This is a genomic window from Streptococcus oralis, assembly GCF_023109005.1.
Taxonomy (GTDB): Bacteria; Bacillota; Bacilli; order Lactobacillales; family Streptococcaceae; genus Streptococcus; species Streptococcus oralis_BU.
In genome coordinates, this window is sequence record NZ_JALDTU010000008.1 from 94,915 (window position 1) to 111,059 (window position 16,145).

Genomic DNA, 16,145 nt, shown 5'->3' on the forward strand with positions numbered 1-16,145 from the left:
CTACCATTTTTTGACTTGTTCAACAATTTCTTCAGCTGCCTCTGCTGTTCTAGCTACAATTAAGATAGAATCATCATCAGCTAGACAGCTAAAAATCTGTTCAGAGAATGCTTCAACCAACTGACTCTTCACAAAAATAGTATTTCCAGGAATGACAGAAAGGTTGATCATATTTCCCATTAACTCAGAACTCACAATATTGTCCTCAGCCAACTGCAAACTCTTAACAATTGATTTTGGCAATTCATAGATATAGGTATTATTCTTCAAAGGAATTTTAACAATCCCAAGCTCTTTGATGTCCCTTGAGACAGTGGCTTGCGTAGCAGAAATACCTGCTTCCTTCAAATGCTCGACAATTTCTTCCTGAGTCCCGATTTGATAATCCGTAACAAATCTTCTAATTTTTTCAAGTCTCTCTTTTTTATTCATCTTTAAATTCTCTATGTGCTCTCTCTACAACTTTTTCTATTTCAGGAGCAACTTGGTTACTTGCTCCCTCTTCCTTTTTCAAATATGCCAGAAATTCGATGTTTCCATGTCCACCTTGGATTGGTGAATAGTCTAATCCAAGCACTGAAAAACTTTGCTCAACTGCCATAGCAGTGACAGATTCAAGGACAGTTTGATGAACCTTGGCATCGCGAATGATTCCATTCTTTCCAATCTGCTCACGACCTGCTTCAAACTGGGGCTTAACCAGAGCCACCACCTGCCCTTGATCTGCCAAGACACGGTGCAAGGCAGGTAAAATCAGACTGAGGGAAATGAAACTCACATCAATACTGGCAAAGCTCGGTTCCTGCTCAAAATCAGTCTTTTCAGCATAGCGGAAATTAAACTGCTCCATGCTGACAACCCGCGGGTCTTGGCGTAATTTCCAAGCCAACTGATTGGTACCGACATCGACTGCAAAGACCAACTCAGCACCATTTTGCAACATGACGTCAGTAAATCCTCCAGTGGAAGCCCCAATATCAATCGTGGTTGCTCCATCCACTGATAAATCAAAGACCTGCAAGGCCTTCTCTAGTTTTAGACCACCTCTACTGACATACTTGAGTTTTTCACCCTTGAGTTTTAGTTCAGTATCATCTGGGATTTTTTCTCCTGGTTTGTCAAAGCGTTCTCCATTAAGGACAGCTACGACTAGACCTGCCATGACACCGCGCTTGGCCTGTTCTCGCGTTTCAAACAAGCCCTGTTTATAAGCTAGTACATCCACTCTTTCCTTAGCCATTGATTCTCAAACTTTCTACTACTTTCACAATCGGCTCTTTTTCAAAGCTGACTTCCTGGGCGATTTCTTCTAATTTAGCCTCGGCTTGATCAAGAGTTTGGTTACAAAAGGCTATAGCCTCCTCCAATCCCAACAAGGCTGGGTAGGTCGACTTTTCTGCCTGCAAATCCTTTTGCGGTGTCTTACCGATTTCCTCAAAACTAGCTGTCACATCCAGCACATCATCTCGAACTTGAAAGGCCAGCCCAATCAATTCACCAACAGTTTCCAATTTTGCTTGGATTTCTGGTGCTAATTCAGCTATGATAGCGGCGGCTTGGAAAGGATAGGCTAGTAATTTTCCAGTTTTATTGTCATGAATGGTCTGGAGTTCTTCCAAGGACAAATGCTGGTGTTCGCCTTCCATATCTAAAACCTGACCTGCTACCATGCCTAGACTTCCTGAAGCAAGGGATAAGTTGGCAATCAAATCCACCTTGATCTGACTTGGCAAATCTGCCTGCGCTATCAAGGCATAGGGATCTAGGAACAAGGCATCACCTGCCAATATTGCCATAGCTTCGCCAAATTTCTTATGATTGGTCAAACGCCCCCGACGATAATCATCATCATCCATGGCTGGAAGATCATCGTGAATCAAGCTCCCTGTATGAATCATTTCCAAGGCCGCAGCCACCTGCGCGTGTGCTGGTCTAATAGCAACATGCAAGGCTTCCAAAACCTCTAACAAGAGAAAAGGCCGAATACGCTTGCCACCAGCATGAATGGAATAGAGAACAGACTCTCGTAAACTAGAAGCAAACTGCTGGTCTCCATAAAAAACTTCCAAGGCAGACTCGACAAGAGCTAATTTTTCTTGCTTCTTCATTCAAAATCACTTTCTGTTTCGTCTTCTTGCATTACCTTGACCAAGGTCTTTTCAGCCTTGTCCAGCGTCGCTTGGAGCTCTTTTGACAAGACCATGCCCTTTTGAAAGGCCGCAATTGCATCTTCCAGAGCGATTTCACCATTTTCTAAACTTTGGACAATGGTCTCCAGTTCTGCTAGATTTTCCTCAAATTTCTTTTGTTTTGACATCTTTAACCTCTAATTCTACTTGACCATCTCGCATCAAAAGCGTCACTTGGTCTTTTTTATTCAACATCTCAACCGAATCTACTACTGACTCTTCTTTTTTGACAATTGCATAACCACGCGCCACGATTCGACTGGTATCCAACATCAGTAAGGCTTCTGAAAGTCGCTTGACTTCAGCGACTTTGGCATCATAAACAAGCGCCATTTGGCTACGTAGGAGCTTGTCCAACTGACCTAGACGGTCTTGATAACGCTGGATTTTGGTTATAGGTGATAATTGGACTAGTTGATGCGTCCTTGCTTGCACTAGCTGTTTGTTATCAGAAATCCGTGTTCGCAAACTTTGTTTTAAACGCAGTTGCAGTTGGTCCAACCGTTGCAAATAGCCGTCATACAAGCGCTCTGGCTGTCTAAAGATGATTGACTGACTGCATTTTTTCAAAGCTTCTTTTTTCTTTGACAAGACATTCTGAACTGCTGTCGCCATCCGTTTTTCTTGATTTTGCAAATGGGTCAAGAGATCCAACTTTGTTACAGGTGTTGCCAGTTCAGCTGCAGCTGTTGGCGTCGCAGCACGACGATCAGCCACAAAGTCTGCCAAGGTCACATCTGTCTCATGACCAACACTAGAGATGATGGGCAAACGGGATTCAAAAATAGCTCGTACCACAATCTCTTCGTTAAAGGCCCAGAGATCCTCGATGGAACCACCACCACGACCAATGATGAGAACATCTAGGCCCTCACGTTGATTGGCACGCGCAATATTTCGAGCAATTTCCTCCGCTGCTCCATCACCTTGTACCTTGGTCGGATAGAGAAGGATATCAACACCAGGAAAACGTCTGCTGACGGTCGTGATGATATCTCGAATAACGGCTCCACTACGACTGGTCACCACTCCAATTCGCTTAGCAAACTGGGGAAGAGGTTGCTTGAATCTCTCTTGAAATAGACCTTCTTCCGTCAATTTTTTCTTAAGTTGTTCAAACTGAATCGCTAGCGCCCCAACCCCATCAGGCTCAGCTTTTTCAATGATGATAGAGTAGCTCCCGCTGGGTTCATAGACCTGCACACGCCCAATCACATTGATTTTCATTCCCTCTTCGAGGTCGAAACCTAATTTTTGATAAATCCCAGACCAGATGGTCGCTTGAATAACTGCATGATCATCTTTTAAGGAGAAATATTGGTGAGTAGGTCGTTTACGAAAGTTGGAAACTTGACCAGTTAAATAGACCCGTTCCAAGTAAGGGTCTTTATCGAATTTCATTTTCAGATACTTGGTCAAAGTTGTTACCGATAAATACTTTTCCATCTCCACCTACTATTCATTTTCTTGCTTTTCCACGGGTATTATTATACCAAAAACATGCTTAAAAATCACCTTTTTCCTACTGAAACTAAAGGAAAAATAGAAAAAGGAGGCTAGGCCTCCTCATCTGATTATTTGCTGTTTCGTGCTTCTTCCAAAATCTTTGCAATTTTGGTGGTCAAAAGGTCGATAGCAACGGTATTGCTGACCCCTTCAGGAATGACGATATCGGCATACCGTTTGGTCGGCTCGATAAACTGGTGGTACATAGGTTTGACCACACCTAAGTACTGATCAATGACACTGCCAAGGCTACGTCCACGCTCTTCCATATCACGCTTGATCCGACGAATAATACGCACATCATCATCTGTATCCACAAAAATCTTGATATCCATCAAATCGCGCAGGCGCTTATCCTCCAAGACCAGAATCCCCTCAACGATAAAGACATCCTGAGGCTCCTGACGATAGGTCTTGCTACTCCGCGTATGCTCTGTATAGTCATAAGTTGGAATGTCCACCGGACGTCCTGCCAACAATTCCTTAATCTGCTCGATCATCAAGTCTGTATCAAAGGCAAATGGATGGTCATAGTTGGTTTTGACACGCTCTTCAAAAGTCAAGTGAGACTGATCCTTGTAGTATGAATCATGCTCAATCATGGAAATCTTTTCATCAGGAAAATGCGATAAAATGGCTCTTGAAACACTGGTTTTACCACCACCAGAACCACCTGTCACTCCGATAATGATTGGTCTATTTTGCATGCTATCCTCCGTTTTTTTATCCGTCGTCTATTCTATCACATTTTTTGCAAAATTTATAGTCTGATTTGGATAGTCTAGGGGAAACAAATCCATCCCCATACTCCAGTTAGACTAGCCAAAAACCTTTCTTGGTTTGTAGAAATTGTCCCTTTTTTCTAAAATGGCAAGCAATTTATCACCTTCAAAGGCAGCCAATTCTTTGTTTGTTTGGTCTAACTCAATAAAACGACCAAAGCGCACTTCTGTAGCCTCTTCTGGACTTAGGAAAACTTTGACAAGGTCCCCTATTCCAATTTCAAGAGGATGGAGAAAGTCCAGTTGACCGGCCTCCACTTTTGCAGCAATTTCATTCAAAGTCAAGGCATCTTCTAACTGTAAACCTGCTGCACTCGTCCGAGTCAAATGGGACATATGGGCCGCATAACCCAGCTTCTCTCCCAAGTCAACAGACAAGGTACGGATATAAGTCCCCTTACTGCATTTTACACGAAAGGTAAAACGTGCGAGGTGATCCTCATAAGAAATCGAACTCGTCCTCTCAAATTGATAAATAGTCACCTGACGTTCTGGACGCTCCACTTCCTGACCTGCACGCGCATACTCATAGAGCTTGCGACCATTAACCTTGACAGCCGAATACATAGGCGGAATCTGAGTAATAGGCCCAGTCAGACTTGCAATCGCTTTATCGACAGTGGTTTCATCCAAGGGCGACAAAACAGGGGTCTCTGCAACCACTTCTCCACTGGCATCCTCAGTCGTCGTTGAATAACCAAGAGTGATCTCCCCCTCATAGACCTTACCCTCATCCTGCATGAACTCGACCATGCGGGTCGCCTTACCAACCGCAATCGGCAAAACACCCACCACATCCGGATCCAAGGTCCCACCATGACCAATCTTCTTGGTTCCCAAAATCTTACGCAGTTTAAAAACCGCATCATGCGAGGTCATCCCTGCTTCTTTTCTTAAGTTGATAATACCGTTCATGTGTTGCTTTCTCACTCCCCCTTCAGCGCTTCAAATTTCGCTTTCATAGTTGGATTTTTTCGGGTCAATTTTTTAACCGAAACATCTTCCAGCTTGTTATTAGCGAGGCGGAGTTGGTTTTCAGACGTGGTTAGGAACTTTTTGACCTCTTCCATACGCTTAATAGCCTTGTCGATTTCATCAATAGCTTTACCAAAATTGGTCGAAGCTGATTTGTAGTTCTTGGCAAAGGCTAGTTTAAAGGCGTCCAAATCTTCCTCAAAATGCGTGATATCAATATTCTGCTCCCGAACCAAGGCCAATTCTTGTTTGTATTTTAGGGAATTAAGCGCTGCATTACGCAAGAGCCCAATCAACTGAATAAAGAATTGAGGACGGACCACATACATCTTTTCATACTCGTGACTGACGTCAACAATTCCTGTGTTAAAGTAGTCATTATCTGCTTCTAACATAGTCACCAAAACGGCATACTCACAGTTCTTCTCACGACGGTCCTTATCCAATTCCTTATAGAAATCCGCGTTCTTGTGCTTCTTCTCCGTTCCATCTGCTTCATTTTTCATCTCAAACATGATGGAAATAATTTCCACTCCATTTTCATCACGTTCTCGAAAGATAAAGTCCCCTTTAGACCCACGCGCAGAGACCTTGTTATCCTTCTCAAAGTAGGCATTTGGAAAGGCAAAACTACGAACCTTGTTAAACTCACTCTCTGCATACTGTTCCAGGCTTTCCCCGATTGCTTTTGTGGATTGTTGGGCCTTGAAATTCTTGTAAAATTCGACTTGTTCACTAGCAGCCTTAAGCTGGGCTTCGTAATTTTGCTTAACAGAAGCCAAAGATAACTCATTTTCCTTTTCTTGCAAGAGGAGCTGATTTTTGACCTGATCCCGTTCTTTTTCTAAGTCAGAGAGGGTCTTTTGCAGTTGATTTTCATGCTCCAAACGCAAGGTGGCCAGTTGGTTTTCCAAGGCCTGTACTTCCTTGTCCTTTGCTAATAAGGCCTCATGACTTGACTGTTCAACCTCTTTCTTGGCTAACTCTTTCTCTGTATCAAAGTTTTGGATTTGACTCTGCAGTTGCGCGATTTCTTGATCCTTCTGAGCCAGTTTAGTCTGTTGCTCATTCATGGCCTTTTGCTCAGCCAAGGCCAGCTCCTGCTTCATTCGATCGTGTAATTCCTTATCAAACTCAGCTGTTCTCACTTGGGATAAAAGTTCGGCATACTGACTTTCATTTACTGTAAAGACTTCCCCACAGTTGGGGCATTTGATTTCGTTCATAACCTTCCTCTTTCTAGACTTCTGTAACCATTATATCATGCCTGAGGGAAAATCAAAAACAGCGAGTCGAAACCCACTGTTTATCTTCTTTTTCTTTAAATTTTTTCCAAGGCCAAGCGCAAATCTTCAATCAAATCCTCTACATTTTCAAGACCGATAGACAAGCGGATTTGGTTTGGTGTTACACCTGCTGCTTCTAGATCTTTTTCTGACAACTGACCGTGAGTGGTTGTCGCAGGATGGACAACAAGAGATTTGGCATCTGCCACGTTTGCAAGGTCAGAGAAGATTTCCAAATTATCAATTACCTTGCGAGCTTCTGCCTCTCCGCCTTTAACATGGAAGGTAAAGATTGAACCAACACCTTTTGGCAAATATTTCTCAGCCAAGGCATGATATGGACTGTCAGCTAGTTTTGGATAATTTACCTTCTCTACCTTAGGATGATTTACAAGGAAATCAACAATTTTCTCTGCATTTTGCACATGGCGTTCGACACGAAGAGAGAGAGTTTCAAGCCCTTGGAGCAAGAGAAAGGCGTTAAATGGTGACAAGGCCGCACCTGTATCACGGAGCAATTGAACACGAACAGCGATAATAAAGGCTGCTGCACCCACATCACGAGTATAGCTCAAGTTGTGGTAACTTGGGTCTTCCTCAACAAATTGAGGGAACTTCCCTGAAGCCTCCCAGTCAAAACGACCACTATCGACAATCACTCCACCAATAGTCGTACCATGCCCACCGATAAACTTAGTTGCTGAGTGAATGGAAATATCTACACCGTGAGAGAAGACGTTAATCAAATATGGTGTGGCAAAAGTGTTGTCTGAAACGAGAGGAATCTGGTGTTTATGCGCAATCTCAGCCAATTTTTCCAAATCAGGAATGTTAATCAAGGGATTGCCCAAGGTTTCAATCAAGACAAGCTTAGTATTGTCACCGATAGCTGCTTCTACTTCTTCCAAATTATCCACATCTACAAATGTGGTTGTAATCCCATAACGAGGAAGTGTTTCTTTCAAGAGATTGAAGGTCCCACCGTAAATAGTTGACGCAGCCACCACATGGTCACCTGCGTGAGCAAGCCCCAAAATAGTGTAGGTTACAGCAGCCATACCTGATGCTGTCGCTAGTGCTCCAACACCACCTTCAAGAGCAGCGATTCTTTCCTCAAAGGCTGCTGTTGTAGGATTGGTGATACGAGTATAGATATTGCCTGGTTTTCTCAAGGCAAATAAATCAGCACCTTCCTGCGTGTCATCAAAAACGAAGGATGTTGTTTGATAAATCGGTACTGCACGAGACTTAGTTGCTGGATCAACTACTTGCCCAGCATGTAATTGTAGAGTTTCAAATTTAAAATCACGAGTCATAAGACGACCTCCAAATAGCTTCTTTACGGATATTGTATCATCTTGGGCTAGTCTTTTCCAATACCGTTTTTCTATATTTTGATATAAGGAACAACTATGACTAGTCATACACATCAAACAAAAAAGCACGATTAACTCGTGCTCATTTCTTTAATCGACATAAGTATCTTCGTTTTTGTTGAGGAAAGCGTAAGGCAAGCCCATCAAGAGACCTCCTCCGATAAAGTTCCCGACAAAGGTTACACCCCAGTGTCGAAGAATATTAGGTATGTCAAAGTTAGCAATAGAATCAGCTGCAACACTGAACTTAACAATCGCAAAAGAAGCAAAATTCGCAGCAATGTGTTCGTTTGTTAAGAATACAAACATGTAAATCGCTGATAAGACAAGCCAAAGTTTGGCGCCACCGTCTTTCACAAAAACGAATGAAAGAATGGCAATGTTTACAAAGATATTGGCTAAAATACCTTCAAGTAGGACTAACTCGTTGGAACGACCTAACTTCATCTCTACAACCCCTGAAATGAAGCTATCATGTGTTAGATTTGCATAGGCTGCTGAGTGGGCAAAGCCCCAACCTGCTATCAAAGCTCCGATGAGATTGAACAAGGTACAGTATAGTAAAATCTCAGCTGTTTTTCTCCATGAGATTTTTTTCAAGAAACTACCAGCTGTTAAAAACATCATATTTGAAGTTACTAGTTCAGCATTCAAGAAAACAATGTAAGCCAATCCCCAAGCAAAAACGAATGGGAAGAGGAAACGTCCACTACCTGGCGCTATTTTATTAATCAAGTCAGCCCCGACTGCACCTGCAGCTGTACTAAATGTTAAAAAGGCACCTGCAAACATGGAACAAATCGCATACTTAAACTTGCTTTGGCTATAAAGACTTTCTTTCTTCTTGCAAGCAAATTCAATCTTTGAGATAAATTCTGAAGAGACCATAAAAAACTCCTAAAACTTTTATTTGTGAATATTATAACATAAAGCACGCATTTTGAAAAGCCTTTCTTGTATACGTTTTCTACAAAGAAAATCAATGCATTGGGGAATTCCATAAATCTCTCCTTTACCCATTAACAGAAAAACATTTCAATGTTTCAAATTGATCATCCAAAAATTCAAACTCAAATAGGTGCCAGTCATCGAAGGTTTGCTCACAATAACTAACTGTTCCTTGATTGTAGTCAATGATAGGTGTCCCCAGCTTGTTCTTCACATCTTCCTCGCTGACTTCTCCATACATTTCCTTAAGATCAGCTAGCATGAAGTTGATAATTCTATTGAGATTCTCCTGATAATTTTTTGATAACAGTTCAGCTTTATCTATAAAGTCACAATCAGGCTCTTCGTCCCAAACAAAGGTCACTCCCTCATGCTCATAAGTGTATTGCTGTAAACTCTCATCAAAATTCATTGTTCACTCTCCAAATCATTATCATTTACTAAAAATTTAGTAACATTAATCAAAATGTTCAAATGATTTCATAAAAATGTCTTCCACACACGCGTATGATAAAATAACAACACTTGCAATGATTAGAAGATATCATCATAATGTTCACTCGCTTGTTGCACAAACTCGAAAATATTCAAAGATATGGGTTTCATTTCCAATGAACCTAATGCCCCCAAATCATTCATATAAATAGTGTCGTCAGAATCTTTCTTTATAAAAAAAGCGACATCCCCATCTTGCCCAATCAGGAAAAAATCAGGTTCCCACTCTTCTATTTGGTAGGTGGAGTTTCTTTCTAGAAAATCTAGCTTCGAGTATAAGATGATACCTGTATTCTCTATTATCAACTCTCCTGCTTTGTCGATTTTACTCAAGAATTCTGCGTATAGGTTTGGAAGTACCAAGTCAATCTGATTATTCATTGTCAACTCTTCATCTATTTTTCCTACTGCGAAAGTCCTATATTTCATCTTCACTTAGTTCTCTAAAATGTGAAATATGATATCCAAAATAACACTTCCCCCGATTTTCCTATGAAGATTCAGTGTCCAGCCATATTGGCAATTTCTCCCAAGTATATCATAGGAAGGTCCTTGTCAAATGGAAAACTACTTGTTATGTCTTCTTTGAGCCTAACTAAAGACTTTTCTCTTAACTGACTCATTATCTATCCTCTCTTATACTAGACATCCTTCGGTTTATTACGATAAATCTTTCAACCTACTGACCAGTTTCCTTTCACATTGAAAAGATACCATTAAAGTCGAATGATCATCTTGCAAGCATCATACATTATCAAATTTTATAGTTTTCGATTTCTTCTCTACTCATGCCTACAAGTTCTGTCGTCCACAAGCCTACAATGTCCGACAAGATTGAATCGCAGGTATACTCTTCTTCACCGTCTATATACTTACAGGAAAAGACAGGCTCCCTTGTCGCTGCTTGATAAAATGCCATGGCTACTTTTTCTAGTTTTTGGGGATTGAAATCAAGTGATAGTTTTTGAGCCATACTTCCTCGTACCAGATCCCAATTTTCCTGCTTAGCCTGATAGCTTTCTCGTATTTTAGACACATAGCCCCTACAAAATGCTTTCAATAAGTCTGTGTTCTGATAAAAATACTGACAGCTAAAATCTGAAATACAACCTGCGTGAAGTAGGAATGTTAGTAAGTCATCCAGACTTTCTGCTACTCTCCCCACTTGGCCCTCACTTCCGATAAAGCCTATGCTGTTATCTTCAAGAAAAACATATTCTCCCCCACTACCGTCTTGAGCAAAAGCCTTACAGGCAAGAGAGTACTCCTCATTGTTCCCTGAAAACTGGACTTCACTTATCTTGTCATAAAAATAAATATCACATTCAGTCATCAGTAAGGTCCTTAACTGTTCATTTTCTCTGACTTCTTGTAGCTTATCCATGATCATTCCTTTCTTAAGCTAAACACTTATCCATCCATTATAATTCTAATATGGTAGTTTTTAGTTTCATTCTTTAGATTCTTCACAAGGAGATCATTCTGTTTTGATTTGCCACAGAAAAATGATAGGGGCTTTCTGTCTTTCTGTTCAATACACAAAAGATATCTTACCCCATTCAATTTGACACTTCGAATATATTTGACTTCAATCCTTTTGATGTTATTCAGCGGAATGATTCGCTTCACAAATACAAAAGCATTGTGAATATAAAGTCTCCCATTGGCAATGTGAAACGGGGCAAAAAAATTACCACCACTACGACGGACAATTATAAAACGTCGCCAAAAGATTAGTAAAAGAATAGAGGTTAATAAGTAAAGGGCAAAACTAAAGACAGGACCTTCCCACATCGTTTTCATTCCAATCCAAAAATATTCGAACATGTATTATTCTCCTTTGGCAGACGGTTCTATTTGACAAAAAACCAGCGAAAAATACAATTCACTGGTTCTTGAGGTTAATAACGTTGTTTATATGGCCGATTAAAGGCGCTTAGGATATCATCAGATGTTTCCGAATATGCTTTAACTTCTTTAAAATCACCTTTAACAATAATCCGCTCTGTCGCATCATAGTCGACACAGGTTACCAATGTGATTTCTTTGATACCATCACGGTCTTCAATTTCATCAACGCGATCAGGCGTTACGTGCCTCACCTCACGAATCTCATAGGTGTATACTTTATCTTTATCAGTCAGATAGATTTTCATCCCTGCCTTGGCATTGACCAAAGGTGAGAAGAGCATCTGGCTCGCATTTTCAGCAGTAAAGATATGGTGACTGGCTAGGGAATAGTTACCTTCTCCCATTTTTTGATCGGGTTTCATGGTCCCTGCTCCGTAGAACAAGTTTACATTATCCAACCCTTTGAAAATAGGTAGATTGATCTCTACTTCAGGAATGGCAATCCCTCCGATAACTGGAAGTTGCTGAGCATCCCACTGGGCAGCTAACACCGCTTCTGATGAGATGGATTTGACAGAATCAAAATCGAAATTTCCCTCTGTCTCTTTATTCTCTTCAATCTTTTCCTTAGTCACCTGACTGACTTGGTATTTATTGGTATTCCAAACCATAAAGATGTCACGAATCTTAGAATTAAAAATCAAGAGAAGGGATAGAAGAATTAAAAATCCAGCTAAAATATTGATTAGTATATTTTTACGGTTATTCTTCTTATTTTTCGTTTTTTTACGAGACATTATGCTTCACCTTCTGTTTCAATTTCAGCCCCAACTTCTTCTTTTTCTGCTGCAGCAACGGTTGTAAAGGTCACAATCTTGGCATCTTGGTCTAGACGCATCACCTTAACTCCCATAGTTGAGCGTCCTGTTTGTGAAATATTAGCAACGTTTGTTCGAATCATGACACCTGTATCTGTGATAATCATCAAGTCTTCATCACCTTTAACAGTGAGGAGGCCTGCAAGAGGACCATTCTTCTCAGCAACATTAGCAGTCTTCATTCCTTTACCACCACGGCCTTTAGTTGGATATTCAGTGGCAAGAGTACGTTTACCATAGCCTTTTTCAGTGATGATAAGGACCTCGTCCTGATCAGTAATAACACTAGCGCCAACTACTGTATCTCCTTCACGAAGATTAACTCCTCGGACACCCGTGGCAATACGGCTCATTCCACGAACAGCTGACTGATTAAAGCGAACAGAATAACCAAACTTGGTACCAATGATGATATCGGTATCTTCTTCTGTCAGCAAGACATTAATCAGTTCATCTTCATCCTTGAGATTCAAAGCTTTAAGTCCATTTTGACGGATATTAGCAAATTCTTTAACACTAGTTCGTTTCACGATACCGTGACGGGTTGTGAAGAAGAGATAGGCGTCATCACTACGTTCAGATTTAACATTAATGATAGTTTGTATGCTCTCCCCTTCATCCAGCTTCAATAGATTGACAACCGGCAATCCCTTGGCCGTGCGACCGTATTCAGGAATTTCATAACCTTTTAGTCGGTATACACGACCTTTATTGGTAAAGAAGAGCAAGTGATCATGGGTGCTGGTTGAAACCAACTCACGCACAAAGTCATCATCCTTAACTCCTGTACCTTGGACTCCACGGCCACCACGTTTTTGAGCAGTAAATTCACCTTGGTCCAAACGTTTGATATAGCCCTTGTTAGAAAGAGTGATTAAGACATCTGACTCCTCAATCAAGTCTTCATCTTCAAGAGTTAAGACCTCTCCAACCATTAACTCGGTACGACGTTTGTCACCAAATTTACGTTTTACTTCATCCAATTCATCTTTTATGATTTGCGCTACGCGTTCTGGTTTAGCAAGAATATCGGTTAGGTCTGCAATCAAGGCAATCAATTCATCATATTCAGACTGAATCTTATCGCGTTCCAATCCTGTCAAACGACGAAGACGCATATCAAGGATAGCCTGACTTTGACGTTCAGAAAGCTTAAACTTGCTCATCAACTCAGCTTGTGCTTCCGCATCCGTTTCACTAGCACGGATGATGCGGATCACTTCGTCGATATGGTCTAGCGCAATTAAAAGGCCTTCTAAGATGTGCGCACGCGCTTCTGCCTTTTCCTTGTCAAAACGAGTACGGCGAACAACCACTTCTTTTTGGTGCTCGATATAAGCATCCAAAATTTGACGAAGGGACAAAATCTTTGGTACGCCATTTTGAATAGCAAGCATATTGAAACCAAAGTTGGTTTGCATCTGGGTCATCTTGAAGAGGTTATTGAGGATGACATTTGCAGAAGCATCACGCTTCACTTCGATAATGAAGCGAACGCCTTCGCGGTTGGACTCATCACGTACAGCTGTAATTCCCTCAATTCGTTTTTCTTGCGCCAAACGAACGATATGCTCATGTACCTTGGTTTTATTGACCATATAAGGAAATTCCGTTACAACGATACGCTCACGACCTGTCTTAGTGGTTTCAATCTCTGTACGAGAACGGAGGACAATGGAACCTTTACCAGTCTCATAAGCCTTATGGATACCTGATTTCCCCATGACAAGGGCACCAGTTGGAAAATCTGGACCAGGCAAGACTTCCATCAAGTCCTTAGTAGTTACTTCAGGATTGTCCATGACCAATTTCACAGCATCAATGGTTTCACCTAGGTTGTGAGGTGGGATATTGGTTGCCATCCCAACAGCGATACCAGTTGCCCCATTGACCAAAAGGTTTGGAAAACGAGCCGGCAAGACCAAGGGTTCACGTTCGTTAGCATCGTAGTTGTCTACGAAATCAACTGTGTTTTTATTGATGTCACGAAGCATTTCAAGAGCAATCTTGCTCATACGAGCCTCAGTGTAACGCTGTGCGGCGGCACCATCCCCGTCCATGGAACCAAAGTTTCCATGTCCATCGACAAGCATGTAACGGTAGCTCCACCACTGAGCCATACGGACCATGGCTTCATAAATAGATGAATCCCCGTGTGGGTGGTATTTACCCATAACATCCCCTGTGATACGGGCTGATTTTTTATGAGGTTTGTCTGGTGTAACACCTAGTTCATTCATTCCGTAAAGAATACGGCGGTGAACAGGCTTCAAGCCATCTCGAACATCAGGAAGAGCACGCGCTACGATAACACTCATGGCGTAATCGATAAAACTGGTCTTCATCTCCTTTGTCAGATTGACATTCACTAAATTTTTATCCTGCATTAATAAATGCCTCATTTCACTATTAGTAATTAGATATATTATACCATAAAATGTCCTTTATTTCAGGCTTCTGAAACTACTAAAACGTTTACATTTGGAAGTGAATATAATATCCGTGACAAAGTTTTTTAAAAGTGATAAAATGGAGATGTATGGGAAATCCCAAAAAAAAATGAAGGAGACGTTTAGAAAAATGACTTCAACTAAACAACACAAAAAAGTGATCCTTGTTGGTGACGGTGCCGTAGGTTCTTCTTACGCTTTTGCACTTGTTAACCAAGGAATTGCACAAGAACTTGGAATCATCGAAATTCCACAGTTGCATGAAAAAGCTGTAGGTGATGCACTTGACCTTAGCCACGCCCTTGCCTTCACTTCACCTAAAAAAATCTACGCAGCTCAATATTCTGACTGTGCGGACGCTGACCTTGTTGTTATCACTGCAGGTGCTCCTCAAAAACCAGGTGAAACTCGCCTTGACCTTGTAGGTAAAAACTTGGCTATCAACAAATCAATCGTAACACAAGTTGTTGAATCAGGTTTTGATGGTATCTTCCTTGTTGCTGCTAACCCAGTTGACGTTTTGACTTACTCAACTTGGAAATTCTCTGGATTCCCTAAAGAACGCGTTATCGGTTCAGGTACTTCACTTGACTCAGCACGTTTCCGTCAAGCACTTGCTGAAAAATTGGATGTTGATGCTCGTTCAGTTCACGCCTACATCATGGGTGAACACGGAGATTCTGAATTCGCTGTTTGGTCACATGCAAATATCGCTGGTGTAAACCTTGAAGAATTCCTTAAAGACACTCAAAACGTTCAAGAAGCTGAATTGATTGAATTGTTCGAAGGTGTTCGTGATGCTGCTTACACAATCATCAACAAAAAAGGAGCTACCTACTACGGTATCGCAGTAGCACTTGCTCGTATCACAAAAGCGATCCTTGATGACGAAAATGCAGTACTTCCACTTTCAGTCTTCCAAGAAGGTCAATACGGTGTTAAAAACGTCTTTATCGGTCAACCAGCTGTTGTTGGTGCACACGGTATCGTTCGTCCAGTAAACATCCCATTGAACGACGCTGAAACTCAAAAAATGCAAGCATCTGCTAAAGAATTGCAAGCTATCATTGATGAAGCATGGAAAAACCCTGAATTCCAAGCAGCTTCTAAAAACTAATAAAAAAAGGTTCCCAAACATGGGAACCTTTTTTCTTTTACTGTAAAGGCTTAAACCCTATTTTTCAAAAGACTACTTATCTCAGAAGTTATATATCATATCAAATACTCAGCTGAAAATCACCTAAATTTATACATATATAACTAAAGAAATGAAATCAACAGTGGTAGATATCATGAAAAAGTATTCGTCTTTGCCCCAAAATGCCCCAAAGCAATCATAACCACCCGTCTAACGGGTGGTTTGCACCAGGGCTATAAGCCCAAATCACCAGCCAGCGCCTAAAGACGCT

The 16,145-nt window shown here is 41.2% G+C and carries 17 protein-coding genes; 1 reads left to right on the plus strand and 16 read right to left on the minus strand.

Going from position 1 to position 16,145, the window contains the following annotated elements; genetic code table 11:
- From M1F56_RS08380 to gyrA, 16 genes are all read right to left on the minus strand, one after another.
- Positions 1–432, minus strand: coding sequence for an arginine repressor (locus tag M1F56_RS08380; protein ID WP_001034391.1), 432 nt, complete (start codon positions 430–432; stop codon positions 1–3).
- Entirely contained in the window at positions 425–1,240 is an 816-nt protein-coding gene (locus M1F56_RS08385; RefSeq protein WP_247917423.1) for a TlyA family RNA methyltransferase, read from the minus strand. Before M1F56_RS08385 ends, M1F56_RS08380 begins: the two co-directional genes overlap by 8 nt.
- Entirely contained in the window at positions 1,233–2,108 is an 876-nt protein-coding gene (locus M1F56_RS08390; protein WP_247917424.1) for a polyprenyl synthetase family protein, read from the minus strand. The genes M1F56_RS08385 and M1F56_RS08390 overlap by 8 nt, the downstream gene beginning before the upstream one ends.
- A complete protein-coding gene (locus tag M1F56_RS08395; RefSeq protein ID WP_057487718.1) occupies positions 2,105–2,317 on the minus strand; it encodes an exodeoxyribonuclease VII small subunit in 213 nt (70 codons plus the stop codon). Before M1F56_RS08395 ends, M1F56_RS08390 begins: the two co-directional genes overlap by 4 nt.
- Entirely contained in the window at positions 2,295–3,635 is a 1,341-nt protein-coding gene (gene xseA, locus M1F56_RS08400; RefSeq protein ID WP_070683989.1) for an exodeoxyribonuclease VII large subunit, read from the minus strand. The genes M1F56_RS08395 and xseA overlap by 23 nt, the downstream gene beginning before the upstream one ends.
- A 128-nt stretch (positions 3,636–3,763) precedes the next feature.
- The gene (udk, locus tag M1F56_RS08405; RefSeq protein ID WP_247917425.1) at positions 3,764–4,402 is read right to left on the minus strand and encodes a uridine kinase; all 639 of its coding nucleotides are present in this window, start codon (positions 4,400–4,402) and stop codon (positions 3,764–3,766) included.
- Between the two features lie 111 nt (positions 4,403–4,513).
- Entirely contained in the window at positions 4,514–5,392 is an 879-nt protein-coding gene (gene truB / locus M1F56_RS08410; RefSeq protein ID WP_247917426.1) for a tRNA pseudouridine(55) synthase TruB, read from the minus strand.
- Between the two features lie 11 nt (positions 5,393–5,403).
- Positions 5,404–6,678, minus strand: a complete 1,275-nt coding sequence (locus tag M1F56_RS08415; protein ID WP_247917427.1) for a DUF2130 domain-containing protein — start codon at positions 6,676–6,678, stop codon at positions 5,404–5,406.
- A 95-nt stretch (positions 6,679–6,773) separates the two neighbouring features.
- Entirely contained in the window at positions 6,774–8,054 is a 1,281-nt protein-coding gene (locus tag M1F56_RS08420) for an O-acetylhomoserine aminocarboxypropyltransferase/cysteine synthase family protein (protein ID WP_247917428.1), read from the minus strand.
- Positions 8,055–8,204: 150 nt separating this feature from the next.
- Positions 8,205–9,002: a formate/nitrite transporter family protein gene (locus M1F56_RS08425; RefSeq protein WP_247917429.1), complete on the minus strand. Its 798-nt coding sequence runs from the start codon at positions 9,000–9,002 to the stop codon at positions 8,205–8,207.
- A 124-nt stretch (positions 9,003–9,126) separates the two neighbouring features.
- A complete protein-coding gene (locus M1F56_RS08430) occupies positions 9,127–9,474 on the minus strand; it encodes a hypothetical protein (RefSeq protein WP_247917430.1) in 348 nt (115 codons plus the stop codon).
- Between the two features lie 122 nt (positions 9,475–9,596).
- The gene (locus M1F56_RS08435) at positions 9,597–9,938 is read right to left on the minus strand and encodes a hypothetical protein (RefSeq protein ID WP_247917431.1); all 342 of its coding nucleotides are present in this window, start codon (positions 9,936–9,938) and stop codon (positions 9,597–9,599) included.
- 373 nt (positions 9,939–10,311) lie between these two features.
- Positions 10,312–10,941, minus strand: a complete 630-nt coding sequence (locus tag M1F56_RS08440; RefSeq protein ID WP_247917432.1) for a hypothetical protein — start codon at positions 10,939–10,941, stop codon at positions 10,312–10,314.
- Between the two features lie 26 nt (positions 10,942–10,967).
- A complete protein-coding gene (locus M1F56_RS08445) occupies positions 10,968–11,384 on the minus strand; it encodes a hypothetical protein (RefSeq protein ID WP_247917433.1) in 417 nt (138 codons plus the stop codon).
- A 74-nt stretch (positions 11,385–11,458) separates the two neighbouring features.
- Entirely contained in the window at positions 11,459–12,205 is a 747-nt protein-coding gene (locus M1F56_RS08450; RefSeq protein ID WP_247917434.1) for a class A sortase, read from the minus strand.
- A complete protein-coding gene (gyrA, locus tag M1F56_RS08455) occupies positions 12,205–14,673 on the minus strand; it encodes a DNA gyrase subunit A (RefSeq protein ID WP_247917435.1) in 2,469 nt (822 codons plus the stop codon). Before gyrA ends, M1F56_RS08450 begins: the two co-directional genes overlap by 1 nt.
- 193 nt (positions 14,674–14,866) lie before the next feature.
- Here gyrA and M1F56_RS08460 point away from each other — a divergent pair, with 193 nt between their 5' ends.
- Positions 14,867–15,853, plus strand: coding sequence for an L-lactate dehydrogenase (locus tag M1F56_RS08460; RefSeq protein WP_000204722.1), 987 nt, complete (start codon positions 14,867–14,869; stop codon positions 15,851–15,853).
- The last annotated feature ends 292 nt before the right edge of the window (positions 15,854–16,145 follow it).

Coding starts and splice junctions, on each gene's coding strand:
- M1F56_RS08380 (WP_001034391.1), bottom strand. CDS start 432: ATGAATAAAAAAGAGAGACTTGAAAAAATTAGAAGATTTGTTACGGAT.
- M1F56_RS08385 (WP_247917423.1), bottom strand. CDS start 1,240: ATGGCTAAGGAAAGAGTGGATGTACTAGCTTATAAACAGGGCTTGTTT.
- M1F56_RS08390 (WP_247917424.1), bottom strand. CDS start 2,108: ATGAAGAAGCAAGAAAAATTAGCTCTTGTCGAGTCTGCCTTGGAAGTT.
- M1F56_RS08395 (WP_057487718.1), bottom strand. CDS start 2,317: ATGTCAAAACAAAAGAAATTTGAGGAAAATCTAGCAGAACTGGAGACC.
- xseA (WP_070683989.1), bottom strand. CDS start 3,635: ATGGAAAAGTATTTATCGGTAACAACTTTGACCAAGTATCTGAAAATG.
- udk (WP_247917425.1), bottom strand. CDS start 4,402: ATGCAAAATAGACCAATCATTATCGGAGTGACAGGTGGTTCTGGTGGT.
- truB (WP_247917426.1), bottom strand. CDS start 5,392: ATGAACGGTATTATCAACTTAAGAAAAGAAGCAGGGATGACCTCGCAT.
- M1F56_RS08415 (WP_247917427.1), bottom strand. CDS start 6,678: ATGAACGAAATCAAATGCCCCAACTGTGGGGAAGTCTTTACAGTAAAT.
- M1F56_RS08420 (WP_247917428.1), bottom strand. CDS start 8,054: ATGACTCGTGATTTTAAATTTGAAACTCTACAATTACATGCTGGGCAA.
- M1F56_RS08425 (WP_247917429.1), bottom strand. CDS start 9,002: ATGGTCTCTTCAGAATTTATCTCAAAGATTGAATTTGCTTGCAAGAAG.
- M1F56_RS08430 (WP_247917430.1), bottom strand. CDS start 9,474: ATGAATTTTGATGAGAGTTTACAGCAATACACTTATGAGCATGAGGGA.
- M1F56_RS08435 (WP_247917431.1), bottom strand. CDS start 9,938: ATGAATAATCAGATTGACTTGGTACTTCCAAACCTATACGCAGAATTC.
- M1F56_RS08440 (WP_247917432.1), bottom strand. CDS start 10,941: ATGGATAAGCTACAAGAAGTCAGAGAAAATGAACAGTTAAGGACCTTA.
- M1F56_RS08445 (WP_247917433.1), bottom strand. CDS start 11,384: ATGTTCGAATATTTTTGGATTGGAATGAAAACGATGTGGGAAGGTCCT.
- M1F56_RS08450 (WP_247917434.1), bottom strand. CDS start 12,205: ATGTCTCGTAAAAAAACGAAAAATAAGAAGAATAACCGTAAAAATATA.
- gyrA (WP_247917435.1), bottom strand. CDS start 14,673: ATGCAGGATAAAAATTTAGTGAATGTCAATCTGACAAAGGAGATGAAG.
- M1F56_RS08460 (WP_000204722.1), top strand. CDS start 14,867: ATGACTTCAACTAAACAACACAAAAAAGTGATCCTTGTTGGTGACGGT.